Source organism: Acidocella sp. (assembly GCF_050253495.1).
Taxonomy (GTDB): Bacteria; Pseudomonadota; Alphaproteobacteria; order Acetobacterales; family Acetobacteraceae; genus Acidocella.
The window spans coordinates 1-11,764 of the sequence record NZ_JBFWIX010000008.1 but is presented as its reverse complement, the minus strand read 5'-3'; the positions used below and the strand labels follow the sequence as shown (position 1 = coordinate 11,764).

The following is an 11,764-nucleotide window of genomic DNA, read 5'->3' as shown; positions in this document are numbered from 1 at the left end:
CTTTTTGCCGCTTTTTGAAAAAAGCCGCGCCAAAAACCTTTAGTCATTTTTGGAGGCCGCGATGAACCTCTCTCCCACCGAGCTTGAACGTCTGGTTATTTTCACGGCGGCCGAACATGCGCGAAGATTGAAGGCGCGCGGTGTGAAACTGTCCCACCCGGAGGCGGTGGCGCTGATCGCGGATGAAATGCTCCTCGCCGCGCGGTGCGGACAAGCCTATGAAGACATCGTGAACATGGCGGCGACGCTGCTGACACAAGCCGATGTCGAGCCCGGCGTGCCGACACTTGCTGAATTCGTCGCCGTGGAGGCGAGTTTTCCCGAAGGCACCAAGCTGGTGATCGTCTTCCGCCCCATCTCGGATGGCGCGGAGGATGGAGAGAGTCCCGGTGGCATTATCGCGGCGGACGGCGAGATCGAGCTGAATGAAGGCCGCGAGCGCGTGGAGATCGATGTGTTGAACACGGGCGACCGCGACATCCAGGTGCGCAGCCACGCACATTTCTTTGAAACCAATCCTGCCTTGCAGTTCGACCGGCGTGCCGCCTTCGGGTTCCGGCTGGATGTCGCCTCGGGTTCCGGCGTGCGCTTTGAGCCTGGCATTTCCCGCAAGGTTACGCTGGTGGCAATGGCGGGAGACCGGATCGTTCATGGCCAGGGCGGGCTCACGCGCGGGCGGCTGGATGATCCGGAGATCGCGGCGGCGGCACTCGAAGCGGCCCGTAGACGCGGCTATAAGGGAGCCTGAGCCATGGTGAAGATGACACGCGCCGATTATGCCGCCACCTTCGGCCCCACCAAGGGCGACATGGTGCGCCTGGGCGATACCGGGTTGCTCGCCGAAATTGAGCATGATTACACGGTTTATGGCGACGAGCTGACCACGGGTGCCGGCAAGGCGATGCGCGATGGCGAAGGTTTCCAGACCACCGGCACCCGTGCCAGTGGCGCGCTGGACGCGGTGGTGCAGAACGCCACCATCCTCGACCCCGTGCTCGGCGTCGTGAAGGGCGATATCGGCATCCGCGATGGACGGATTGCCGGCATCGGCAAGGCGGGGAATCCGGACATCATGGCGGGGGTTCATCCGCAGCTTCGCACCGGCCCCAACACCGCCGTGCATCATGCCGAACATTACATCGTCACCGCCGGCGCCATTGAAAGCCACGCGCATTTCCTCTGCCCGCAGCAGAGCGAGCATGCGCTGGCGGGCGGCACCACCACCATGATCGGCATGTCGCCGGGGCCGTATTTCGATGTCTCCTGCTCGGGGCCTGAGATTCTCGGGCAGATCATCCAGGCGGCGGAGTTCTCGCCGTTGAATTTCGGTTTTCTGGGGCGCGGTTGTTCCGACCCCGGAGCGGTGGAGGAGAGCGTGTCCGGCGGCGCGCTGGGCGTGAAGATCCATGAGGATTTCGGCGCGTCGGGCGCGGTGATCGATGGTTGCCTGACCGCCGCCGACCGTCATGATTTCAGCGTGTGCCTGCACACGGACACGATCAACGAATTTGGTTTCTGCGAGGATACGATCCGCGCCATCGATGGCCGCTCCATCCATATGTTCCATACGGAGGGCGCTGGCGGCGGGCACGCGCCGGACCTGCTGCGCGTCAACGGTCTTGCCAACGTGGTGCCCGGTTCCACCAACCCCACCAACCCCTTCACCGCCTATGCGCTGAATGAAGGGCTGCCGATGACCATGCTGGCGCATGCGATGAACTGGCGCCTGGCCGAAGACCTCGCCTTCGCGGAATCGCGCGTGCGCCCGCAAACCATGGCGGCGGAGGATCTGCTGCACGATATGGGGGCGATTTCCATTTTCTCGACCGACAGCCAGGGCATGGGACGCCTGGCGGAAAACGTCGCCAAATGCTGGCAGCTTGCCAGCGTGATGAAAAAACGCCTGGGCCGTTTGCCGGAGGAGGCAACCGCGCGGGCGGATAATGAGCGCATCAAGCGCTATCTCGCCAAGCTCACCATCAACCCGGCCATCGCGGCGGGGATCGATGCGCATGTCGGCTCCATCCAGCCCGGGCGCATGGCGGATCTGGTGTTCTGGCCGCGCGCCAGCTTCGGCATCAAGCCCCGGGGGGTGATGAAGAGCGGCTTCATCGTCTGGGCCACATGCGGCGATGGCAATGGCTCCATGATGGATAGCGAACCGAATATCCAGCGCCCGATGTGGGGCAGCAAGGGAGCTTCGCCCGCGAAGCTCGGCGTCACCTTCGTCTCCCGGCTTGCCATCGAGGCGGACCGGCAACGCAAGCTGGGTGTGCAAAAAGCCTTCCTGCCCATCGGCGTCACCCGCCATCTCGGCAAGACGCACATGCTGCATAATGACGCCTTGCCAAAGATCGAGGTGGATAGTGAAACATTCGAGGTCCGCGCGGATGGAAGATTGCTGGCGGGCGAGCCCGCCAGGCAGGTGCCGCTAAGTCGCAGCTATATGCTGCGATGACACAGCTCGAACTGTGTTTCGCGCCCAATGGGGCGGGGCGCACCCTGCTTGCGCAACGCAGGTCGGCATATCCTTACAGCATCACCGCCCCCATCGCACGGCCCAACGGCACGGCATCGCTCACGCTGCAATCCATCTCGGGCGGGCTGTATGGCGGCGAGCAGGTGGCCCAGCATATTCGCCTGCGCGCCGGTGCCCGCGCCCGGCTGGTGCAGCCCGCCGCCACCACCGTGCGCCGCAAGGTTGAGGCCGGCCCGGCCCGGCAAAGCATCAAGCTCGAAGTCCAGGCCGGTGCCAGCCTGATTTATGAAGCCCGGCCGCTGATCATGCTGCCCGGCGCGGCCTTGATCCAAGATTGGGAGATCAGGCTATCCCCCGGCGCGCGCGTGATAGTCTGGGACGGTTTTCTCAGCCATAGCCCACATGGCGAAGCGCCAGACTGGCGCCTTGCGTCCCGCGTCAGCATCCGCGCTCCCGAAGGGCGCTTGCTGGCGGGCGAGCGCATGAACGCGCAGGGCATGGAACACGCGCCCTTCACCGCTTTCGGCAAAATCTGGTGTCTGGGCTTGCCGCCGGAACAGGAGGGCGGGCAGCCTTCGTTTTCCGGGCAAGGTTGCATCCTGGCCGGGTTCACCCGGCTGCCTGGGGAAACCGGCTTCACCCTCGCACTCGCGGCCAGGAATGGCGGCGCCCTGAGCGAAGCCATGGCACAGACGCAGGCATGGTTGGAGCAGACTTGCCTGAAGGGAGATATGATATGATCCGGTATGTCGTCGCATGTGTGGCGTCCTGTCTGGCATTGGCTCATCCCGCCCTGGCCGCGCCCCTGCCGGTCTGCCAGCAGGCGCAACTCTCCCTGGGCTTCGATTCCGAAAATGGCAATTTCGATGGCATGTCGCATTCCGGCACGCTGCTGGTGCTGCGCAATCTTGGCCCCACCCCTTGCACCCTGCCGGCTTTTCCCAAGCTCGTCTTTTGGACTTCCGGGCAGCAAGTGCTGACGATCGAGACGCGGCCGCAAGGCACATCGCCCTCACCTCGTCTTGCCGTGGGTGCCGAGGCCACCGCCGCGCTCCGCTGGGTTTCCTCTCCGGTTTTCGATGACAGCGCCTGCCCGCGCGTGACCAGCCTCTCGGTCAGTTGGCCTGGCGGGCAGGCGGCGCAGGGGCTGGTGGCGACAATCTGCGGTCCGGCTGGCGAGCCCGCGCGGGTCGCGCAAGCGCCACTGGCCACGGACCCCACGCTTCCGGATTAGACCACGGGGCATAGCGTAATCCGCCGCCCCTCCCCGGCGACGCTGGCGAGGCGCCCCCCTTCGGCGGCGGAGAGCATCACCATGTCCCCTTCCGCCATCAGGTCCGCGGCATCGGCGAAGTAGCCGGGATTCACCGCCTCGGCCAGATGATCCTTACCGGCCTTGTAATGCCAGAGGGTGAAACCGTTGGCATAGGCGAGCACGGAAAGATTGCGCAACGTGAACGACATGGAGTTAAATATCCTTTCATGATTACTTAAAGTTGTGCTTAGGTTTCTATTCCTATTTTAGGAACAAAACAAGAACAAACATGACCCCAAGCAAAATTTTTTGCAGAAAATTCGGACAAAATTCCTATTTTGCCTTTTTTCCGCCAAGAACTCCACATAGGCTTCTGAACTTACGGGATTCACTTGGTCACCCATGCGACATGATGAAATTTGGCGGGCGATCGATACTCTGGCGGCGGAGCGCGGGCTCTCTCCGTCCGCTCTCGCGCGTCAGGCCGGGCTCGACCCAACCAGCTTCAACCCGTCCAAGCGCCATGCCGGGGGCGGTAAACTGCGCTGGCCCTCGACGGAAAGCATTTCGAAAATCCTGACCACGACCGGCACCAAGCTGGAAGATTTCGCGGCTTTGGTGAATGGCGCCCGCGCCATCCCGGAAGCACGGCTGAAAGGCCGGTACAGGCTGCCGCTCATCGGCATGGCGCAGGCCGGCGCTGAGGGTTTTTTCGACGATGGCGGCTACCCCGCCGGAGCCGGCTGGGACGATGTGGAATTGCCCAGCGTGGCCGACGCGAATGCTTATGCCCTCAGCATCACCGGCGATTCGATGCTGCCGGTCTATCGCCCCGGCGACACGGTCATCGTCTCTCCCGCCGCGCCCATCCGCCAGGGCGACAGGGTGGTGACCCGCATCCGGGACGGCGCGGTCATGGCCAAGCAGCTTTTGCGGCGCACGGCGGGGCGGGTGGAACTGGGCAGCCTGAACCCGGAATTTCCGGAATTGCGCTTCCCGGTCAAGGATGTCTTATGGATGCACCGGATCATCTGGGCCAGCCAGTAGTCATCCGCCATCAGCGCCAGTGGCCATGGCCGCCGCCCCAGCCACCACCCCACCCCCACCAGCCACCCACCATGACCGGCGCGGGCTGCACCACCACGGCGGGGGCGGCATAATAACCTGGGCCGTAACCATATCCGTAACCCGACGGATAATAGACACATCCCGCGAGGCTGGTGGCCGCCAGGCTCAGCAGCACAATGACACGCGGCGTTATCCGCGGCTTGAATGAGGTTATTTTCATCATCATGAGGATCCTCTGGCGCGTCCACGGCATATGTCCGGAATGTTGAACCACATGTTCCAACGTCATGTTCCAGTCGGCAAATTGCCCTGATCGCTGGATTTATGCGGGAAGTTTGCGGCGCCATTGCGGCGGCGACCATGCGGCCATGTAATACAAAGCAACATTCGCCACCGCATTTAGGACACAGCTTTCTCCTAAGTCTGATGTCCGGCCCGCCCGGATAGGCAGGCCCGTGAAGTAAAAGAAGGATTCTCAAACATGGTTGCACTCCCCCGCAAAGCCCCGCGCTTACTGACTCTGGGTTGCGCATTGGCCCTCGGCCTTGCAGGCTTTGCTCAGGCTCAGCAGCAAGCCCCCTCCAACCAGCAACAGTCTCACACAGCGCCCACGCATCGGCCGATGACGAAGAAGAGCGAAACCCACCATACACAAACAGAGCATCATACAACGGCGGCGCATAAGAAAACCCCGCCGCACAACACGGCGCAGCATGTTTCCAGCCCGCACAAGGCAACTTCCGGCGGCATGAAACCGGCGCCCAGCAAGCCCCAGACAGCCCCCAAGCCCCAGACGCAGACGGCTCCCAAGCCCTGACACACTTGCCCGCCCGGATGGCGGCTGCGAGAATGAGATATGGACGCTCCCGCCCTGCATCTCGCCAAGGCCGATCCCCATCTGGGCGCCGCGATCAAACGGCTCGGACCGCTCAAACGCGCCCGGCCTGAACATACGGAACTTTATCACGCGCTGCTCTCCGCCATTGCGCACCAGCAGCTCCACGCCAATGCCGCCCTGGCGATTTTAGGGCGGTTGAAAACCATCGGCGGCGGTGAGTTTCCCGCCCCTGAAGCGCTTTTGGCCATGCCGGACGACCCATTGCGCGCCTGCGGCTTTTCCGCGTCCAAAATGGCGGCGATCCGCGATGTGGCGGCCAAGGCGGGCGATGGCACAATTCCCAGCCGAGCGCGGGCACGGCGTTTGTCCGACGACATATTGATAGACCGCCTGACCTCCATTCGCGGCGTTGGCCGCTGGACGGTGGAGATGCTGCTGATCTTCACGCTAGGCCGCCAGGATGTGTTTCCGGTGGATGATTTTGGCGTGCGCGAAGGCTACCGCCTGCTGCATGGGCTGGAGGCGCAGCCAAAGCCGAAAGCCTTCGGGCAGATCGGCGAGGCTTATGCGCCTTACCGTACCCTGGCCTCGCGTTATCTGTGGCGCGTGGCGGATGAAATGAAAACGCCCAGCGCGAGGCTGAGCAAAGCGTAACATCAGCGGCCTGGGCACGGCCCTTTGAAACATGAGCCGGGCCCAGGCAATCTGTAACCGGCCCGCGTTACCTGGGCAGGTGCTTGGCAATGTAAGGCGGCAGCCAGAAGCTCGCCACATGCACGCGCGGACTCCAATATTCGCTCTTTTCCGCGATCCCGCCAGCCGCCTCGGCGCGCTTGGCGATCTCCTCGACGCTCACTTCCGTCTGCTTCGGATCCTTGCCCGCCCAGCCCAGCGTCATATACCCGCCCACATAGGTCGGCACCGCCGCGACATAAGCCGAGACGAAGGGGAAGAATTTCTTCCGCCGCACGGAGGTTTCATACAGCTCATCCGCCTGCATGAAGGGCACGCCACATTGATTCACGATCAACCCGTCATCGCGCAGGATACGCGCGGCGTGCTCATAAAAATCGTCCGTGAACAGAACCTCGCCCACACCGATCGGATCCGTGGAGTCCACGATGATCACATCGAAGGATCCTGTTGGCGCCTTCTTCACGAAATCGATGCCATCGCCCACGATCACCTCGGCGCGCGGGCTGGTCCAGGCATCGCCGCCAATGCCGGGCAGGAACTCCTTGGAGAGACGGATGACCTCACCGTCGATTTCCGCCATCACCGCGCGCTCGACACCTTTATGCATCAGCACGTGCTTCAGCACACCGCCATCGCCCGCGCCGATGATCAGCACATCCTTGGCGTTGCCATGCGCCAGCAGCGGCACATGGACGAGCATTTCCTGATAGACGAACTCGTCGCGCTCGGTGATCTGGATCACGCCATCCAGCGTCAGCACCCGGCCATGGCTGGTGGTTTCAAAAACTCCAATGTCCTGAAACGCGCTTTTCACCCGCGCCAGTTCGCGCGCGGTTTTGAAGCGCTGGCCCCAATCGGGATAAAGTGTCTCGTTCAACCAGGTCTCGGCCATGGGCACACCTCTTCTGTCCGGGCCGAGGCTGGAGGCGCTAGCCCCTCCAGCCAACAGGCCAGATTAAAATATTGCGGGAAAGATCGGGCAAGGCGGCACCGCCGCCGGGCATTACGCGATCAGGCCGCGCTTCTGCTCATTGATCTGAATATGGCTGGGGCTGAACGCTTCCTTCAGGAAGGGGATCAGCTTGTACGGATCACAGCAACCGCACATGAACACATCCAGGGCGGCAAAATCGCGCTCTGGCCAGCTATGGATGGAAATATGGCTTTCCGCCAGCACCACGACGCCGGAAACACCGCCATTCGGCTCGAAATGATGGAAATGGTGGTGCAGAATCGTGGCCCCGGCGGCGCGCGCGCCATCGCACAGCGTCTGGTCGATCAGGTCCGGGCTGTCCAGATTGGACGCGCCCCACAAATCGATGATCAGGTGCATACCGGCATATTTCACGCCGTCTTTCTCGACGTAATAATCCTTCTGCGGCTCCTGGGAGAGCGGAGAAATCGTCTGGTTTTCGCTCGGAGACTCCGAGACCATCCCCAGTCGGGCAAGTGCGTTCATTGCGAACCCCCTCAACTAGTAGACAGCCTGTAGAACACGGCACCGCGCCGCGCCCCCCTGGGCCAGTGGGGGGGGCTTATGAGGCCATCCCCCCCTGGATGCAAGTGATATTTTTGTACAAACCTTGAAATTTTTCAGCGCCGCGCGCCCCCCAAGCGGCCCTCGCCCCCGCCGCCGCTCTTCATGAAAGCTTCAAGATCAGGGCTGGCGATTTTTGTTACCCTGGCGCGTCCTGGTAGGCTTCCAGCGGCGCGCAGGAGCAGACAAGGTTGCGGTCGCCATACACATTGTCCACCCGCTTGACGGGCGGCCAGTATTTTCGCGCCGCCACGTAAGGCAACGGGAAGGCCGCGACCTGGCGCGAATAGGCGTGCGCCCACGCCTCGCCCATCGCCTCGGCGGCGGTATGGGGGGCATTCTTCAGCGGATTGTCGTCCTTGGGCCAGTCGCCGGAGGCGATCAAGGCAATCTCCCCGGCGATGCTCAGCAGCGCGTCGCAAAAGCGATCCAGCTCCCCCTGATCCTCGCTCTCCGTGGGTTCGATCATCAAGGTTCCCGCCACGGGCCAGGACATTGTGGGCGCATGGAAACCATAATCGGCCAGGCGCTTGGCGATATCCTCCACCTGCACGCCGGAACTGGCGGCAAATCCCCGGCAATCGACAATGCATTCATGCGCCACGCGCCCCCGTTCGCCGCGATACAGGATGGGATAAGCCCCCCGCAGCCGCGCGGCGACGTAATTGGCGTTCAAAATGGCGATTTTGGTGGCCTGGGTGATGCCCTCCGGGCCCATCAGCCGGATATAGGCATAGGGAATGGGCAAAATCAGCGCCGAACCGAAAGGCGCCGCCGCAACCGGGCCATAGCCGGTGGCGGGCCCGGCATCGGCGCGGAATGGATGGGTGGGCAGATGCGGCGCCAGATGCGCGGCCACGCCGATGGGCCCCACGCCCGGTCCGCCGCCGCCATGCGGAATGCAGAAGGTCTTATGCAGGTTCAAATGGCAGACATCCGCGCCAATATTGGCAGGGCTGGTCAGCCCCACCTGGGCGTTCATATTGGCGCCATCCATGTAAACTTGCCCGCCCGCCGCGTGCACGGCCTGGCAGATGTCGCGGATCGCCGTCTCATACACGCCATGGGTGCTGGGGTAGGTGATCATCAAGGCCGCCAGGCGCTCGCCATGCTCCTCGATCTTCTTGTGCAGGTCCGCCACGTCCACATTGCCCAGCCTGTCGCAGGCCACCACCACGACCTTGTAGCCCGCCATGGCGGCGGAGGCCGGGTTGGTGCCATGGGCGGAAGCGGGGATCAGGCAGATCGTCCGCTCTCCCTCGCCCCGCGCCTCATGGAAGGCGCGAATGGCCAGCAGCCCGGAATATTCACCCTGCGCGCCAGAATTGGGCTGCAAGGACACCGCCGCGAACCCCGTCACCTCACAAAGCAGGGCCGCCAGCTCGTCGACGAGCTGCTTGAAGCCCCGGGTCTGACTCTCCGGCGCGAAGGGGTGGAGATCGGCGAATTCCGGCCAGGTGATCGCCGCCATCTCCACGGCGGCGTTGAGTTTCATCGTGCAGGAGCCCAGCGGGATCATGGAGCGGTTGAGCGCCACATCCTTATCCTCCAGCCGCTTGAGATAACGCAGCATCAGATGTTCGGAGCGATGGGCGCTGAACACCTCCTCGGCGCAGAACCCGCTCTGGCGGACCAGCGCGGCGGGAATCGACTCCCGCGCCTCGGCCAGACTCACCCCGAAGAGCTTGGCCAGGGCCTCAAGCTCGGCCCGCGTCACGGTTTCGTCCAGCGCGATGCCGATGCCCGTGGCATCGATCCGGCGCAGATTGAACCCTGCTTGTTCCGCCGCCTGGCACAGTGCCCCGGCCTTGGCCCCCGCCTCAATCGCCAGCGTGTCGAAGAACGCCGCGTGACGCAGGCCAAATCCCGCCTTGCGCGCCGCCTCGGCCAGCAGCCGCGCCTGCAAATTCACCCGGCGGGCGATGACCTTCAGCCCCCGCGGCCCATGCCATGCGGCGTAAAGCCCAGCCATCACCGCCAGCAGCACCTGGGCGGTGCAGATATTGCTGGTGGCCTTCTCGCGGCGGATATGCTGCTCGCGCGTCTGCAAGGCGAGCCGCATGGCCGGCCGCCCGGCGGCATCCACGGACACGCCGACAAGCCGCCCAGGCATGGAACGCTTGAAAGCATCCCGCGTGGCGAAGAACCCGGCATGCGGGCCGCCAAACCCCATCGGCACGCCAAAACGCTGGGCGGAGCCCACGGCGATGTCCGCGCCCATCTCACCCGGCGGGGTCAGCAGCGCCAGCGCCAGCAGATCCGCGCAGACAATGCTCATCGCCCCAACCGCCTTGGCGGCTTCGATCTCGGCGGAAAGGTCGCGCACCGCCCCGGTGGAGCCGGGATAATTCAGCACCAGCGCGAAGGGCTTGGCGGCCTCGATGCCGGCCACATCCCCCGGCGCCACGTCGATGATCTCCCAGCCATGCGGCCAGGCACGGGTGGCGATCACGGCGCGGGTCTGCGGATGCACGTCCTGGGCGATGGCGATCAGCTTGCCGCCGCTCTTGCTGAGCGCATGCGCCATGGCCACCCCTTCCGCCGCCGCCGTCGCTTCGTCCAGCAGCGAGGCATTGGCGATTTCCATGCCCGTGAGCGAGGCGATCATGGTCTGAAAGTTCAATATGGCTTCCAGCCGGCCTTGGGAAATCTCCGCCTGATAGGGCGTGTAGGCGGTGTACCAGCCCGGATTCTCCAGCACATTGCGCTGAATGACCGGCGGGGTGACGGTGCCATGATAACCAAGCCCGATGAGCGATTTCTTCACCACATTGCGGCTGGCGAGGCCGCGCAGCCTGGCCAGCACCGCCGCCTCGTCCTCCGCCGCCGGCAAGGCCAGCGCCGCGTTGGTGCGGATGCTCTCGGGGATGGTCTCGGCGACCAGCCCCTCCAGGCTCGGCGCGCCCACCACCTTCAGCATGACCTCGATCTGCGCCTCGTCCGGCCCGACATGACGGGCGACGAAACCATCCGGCTGCTCAAGCGCCGCCAATTCCGCCAATGCGTTCACGCCAATGTCCCCAAAAACGCGTCATAGGCCGCGCGGTCCAGCAATTCGCTCACCGCCGCGGGATTTTCCAGGCGCAGCTTGAAGAACCAGCCATCGCCCTCGGCGGCCTCGTTCACCTTGGCGGGTTCGCCCAGAATGGTCTGGTTCACATCCGCCACCGTGCCTGAAAGCGGCGCATACACATCGGACGCCGCCTTCACGCTTTCCACCACCGCGCAGGCCTCGCCCTTGGCGACATTGCGCCCCATATCCGGCAGTTCCACGAACACGATATCGCCCAGCGCGGCCTGAGCATGATCGGTGATGCCAATGGTGGCCAGCCCGTCCGCGCCGACGCAAACCCATTCGTGATCCTTGGAATAAAAAATCTGGGACATGAAAGCCTTCCTTTCAGCGGACATAATGATGAGGAACGAAGGGCAAGGGCACCACCTGCCCGGAAAGCGGTTTGCCACGCACGATCAGGTCAAGCGCGGTGCCGGGGCTGGCGCAATCATCGCGGACATAACCCAGCGCGATGGGCACGTTCAGCGTCGGGGAAAACACGCCCGAGGTGACACACCCGACCTCGCCGCCCCCCGGCAGACATATTCCCGCGCCCGCGCGGGCCGGCGCGCGGCCTTCCAGCCTGATGCCCACCAGCCTTTGCGCCGGACCCACCGCCAGCGCCTCGTTCACCGCCTTGGCGCCCAGGAAATGCCCCCCGGCCAGGCGTTTCCTGGACAGCGCGAAACCCAGCCCGGCGGCGACGGGATTGGTGGTATCGTCGATATCGTTGCCATAGAGGCAGAGGCCCGCTTCCAGCCGCAATGAATCACGCGCCCCCAGCCCCGCCGGAACAGCCCCCCGGGCCAACAGCGCCTCGGCCAGCGCGGTTCCAT

Annotated in this window: 13 protein-coding genes; 6 read left to right on the top strand and 7 right to left on the bottom strand. The window is 63.9% G+C overall.

What is annotated here, in order from left to right; translation table 11 throughout:
- Window positions 1-61: 61 nt before the first annotated feature.
- Genes AB7D48_RS08040 through AB7D48_RS08025 form a run of 4 tightly spaced genes read left to right on the top strand, consistent with a single transcriptional unit; the run spans window position 62 to window position 3,713 of the window.
- Complete coding sequence (locus AB7D48_RS08040; RefSeq protein WP_427977471.1) at window positions 62-748, top strand: urease subunit beta; 687 nt, start codon at window positions 62-64, stop codon at window positions 746-748.
- A 3-nt stretch (window positions 749-751) separates the two neighbouring features.
- Window positions 752-2,458, top strand: a complete 1,707-nt coding sequence (gene ureC, locus AB7D48_RS08035; protein ID WP_427977468.1) for an urease subunit alpha — start codon at window positions 752-754, stop codon at window positions 2,456-2,458.
- Entirely contained in the window at window positions 2,455-3,219 is a 765-nt protein-coding gene (locus tag AB7D48_RS08030; RefSeq protein ID WP_427977466.1) for an urease accessory protein UreD, read from the top strand. Before ureC ends, AB7D48_RS08030 begins: the two co-directional genes overlap by 4 nt.
- Window positions 3,216-3,713, top strand: a complete 498-nt coding sequence (locus tag AB7D48_RS08025) for a DUF4232 domain-containing protein (protein ID WP_427977463.1) — start codon at window positions 3,216-3,218, stop codon at window positions 3,711-3,713. Before AB7D48_RS08030 ends, AB7D48_RS08025 begins: the two co-directional genes overlap by 4 nt.
- Here the strand turns inward: AB7D48_RS08025 and AB7D48_RS08020 are convergent.
- Window positions 3,710-3,943, bottom strand: coding sequence for a hypothetical protein (locus AB7D48_RS08020; RefSeq protein ID WP_427977460.1), 234 nt, complete (start codon window positions 3,941-3,943; stop codon window positions 3,710-3,712). The genes AB7D48_RS08025 and AB7D48_RS08020 overlap by 4 nt on opposite strands.
- Before the next feature lie 193 nt (window positions 3,944-4,136).
- On the opposite strand from AB7D48_RS08020, the gene AB7D48_RS08015 reads away from it, so the two are divergent.
- Entirely contained in the window at window positions 4,137-4,781 is a 645-nt protein-coding gene (locus AB7D48_RS08015; protein WP_427977458.1) for a S24 family peptidase, read from the top strand.
- A 10-nt stretch (window positions 4,782-4,791) separates the two neighbouring features.
- On the opposite strand, the gene AB7D48_RS08010 is transcribed toward AB7D48_RS08015, so the two are convergent.
- Window positions 4,792-5,022: a hypothetical protein gene (locus AB7D48_RS08010; RefSeq protein ID WP_427977456.1), complete on the bottom strand. Its 231-nt coding sequence runs from the start codon at window positions 5,020-5,022 to the stop codon at window positions 4,792-4,794.
- A 636-nt stretch (window positions 5,023-5,658) separates the two neighbouring features.
- On the opposite strand from AB7D48_RS08010, the gene AB7D48_RS08005 reads away from it, so the two are divergent.
- Window positions 5,659-6,294 carry a DNA-3-methyladenine glycosylase family protein gene (locus AB7D48_RS08005; RefSeq protein ID WP_427977454.1) on the top strand — a complete coding sequence of 212 codons (636 nt, stop codon included), beginning with the start codon at window positions 5,659-5,661 and terminating at the stop codon, window positions 6,292-6,294.
- Between the two features lie 67 nt (window positions 6,295-6,361).
- Here AB7D48_RS08005 and speE read toward each other — a convergent pair whose 3' ends face one another.
- From speE to AB7D48_RS07980, 5 genes are all read right to left on the bottom strand, one after another.
- Window positions 6,362-7,228 (bottom strand): polyamine aminopropyltransferase, encoded by an 867-nt coding sequence (speE, locus tag AB7D48_RS08000; RefSeq protein ID WP_427977452.1) that lies wholly within the window; start codon window positions 7,226-7,228, stop codon window positions 6,362-6,364.
- A gap of 111 nt (window positions 7,229-7,339) precedes the next feature.
- Window positions 7,340-7,795, bottom strand: coding sequence for an adenosylmethionine decarboxylase (gene speD / locus AB7D48_RS07995; RefSeq protein WP_427977450.1), 456 nt, complete (start codon window positions 7,793-7,795; stop codon window positions 7,340-7,342).
- Window positions 7,796-8,012: 217 nt separating this feature from the next.
- Complete coding sequence (gcvP, locus tag AB7D48_RS07990; protein ID WP_427977447.1) at window positions 8,013-10,883, bottom strand: aminomethyl-transferring glycine dehydrogenase; 2,871 nt, start codon at window positions 10,881-10,883, stop codon at window positions 8,013-8,015.
- Complete coding sequence (gene gcvH, locus AB7D48_RS07985) at window positions 10,880-11,260, bottom strand: glycine cleavage system protein GcvH (protein WP_427977444.1); 381 nt, start codon at window positions 11,258-11,260, stop codon at window positions 10,880-10,882. The genes gcvP and gcvH overlap by 4 nt, the downstream gene beginning before the upstream one ends.
- A 13-nt stretch (window positions 11,261-11,273) precedes the next feature.
- Window positions 11,274-11,764, bottom strand: a 491-nt coding sequence (locus tag AB7D48_RS07980) for a glycine cleavage T C-terminal barrel domain-containing protein (RefSeq protein WP_427977442.1), incomplete at its 5' end; no start/stop codon positions are given.

Bases quoted from the DNA above. Each gene is read 5' to 3' on its own strand.
- AB7D48_RS08015 (WP_427977458.1), top strand. From the start codon at position 4,137: ATGCGACATGATGAAATTTGGCGGGCGATCGATACTCTGGCGGCGGAG.
- speE (WP_427977452.1), bottom strand. From the start codon at position 7,228: ATGGCCGAGACCTGGTTGAACGAGACACTTTATCCCGATTGGGGCCAG.
- AB7D48_RS08005 (WP_427977454.1), top strand. From the start codon at position 5,659: ATGGACGCTCCCGCCCTGCATCTCGCCAAGGCCGATCCCCATCTGGGC.
- ureC (WP_427977468.1), top strand. From the start codon at position 752: ATGGTGAAGATGACACGCGCCGATTATGCCGCCACCTTCGGCCCCACC.
- AB7D48_RS08020 (WP_427977460.1), bottom strand. From the start codon at position 3,943: ATGTCGTTCACGTTGCGCAATCTTTCCGTGCTCGCCTATGCCAACGGT.
- speD (WP_427977450.1), bottom strand. From the start codon at position 7,795: ATGAACGCACTTGCCCGACTGGGGATGGTCTCGGAGTCTCCGAGCGAA.
- AB7D48_RS08030 (WP_427977466.1), top strand. From the start codon at position 2,455: ATGACACAGCTCGAACTGTGTTTCGCGCCCAATGGGGCGGGGCGCACC.
- gcvH (WP_427977444.1), bottom strand. From the start codon at position 11,260: ATGTCCCAGATTTTTTATTCCAAGGATCACGAATGGGTTTGCGTCGGC.
- AB7D48_RS08040 (WP_427977471.1), top strand. From the start codon at position 62: ATGAACCTCTCTCCCACCGAGCTTGAACGTCTGGTTATTTTCACGGCG.
- AB7D48_RS08010 (WP_427977456.1), bottom strand. From the start codon at position 5,022: ATGAAAATAACCTCATTCAAGCCGCGGATAACGCCGCGTGTCATTGTG.
- AB7D48_RS08025 (WP_427977463.1), top strand. From the start codon at position 3,216: ATGATCCGGTATGTCGTCGCATGTGTGGCGTCCTGTCTGGCATTGGCT.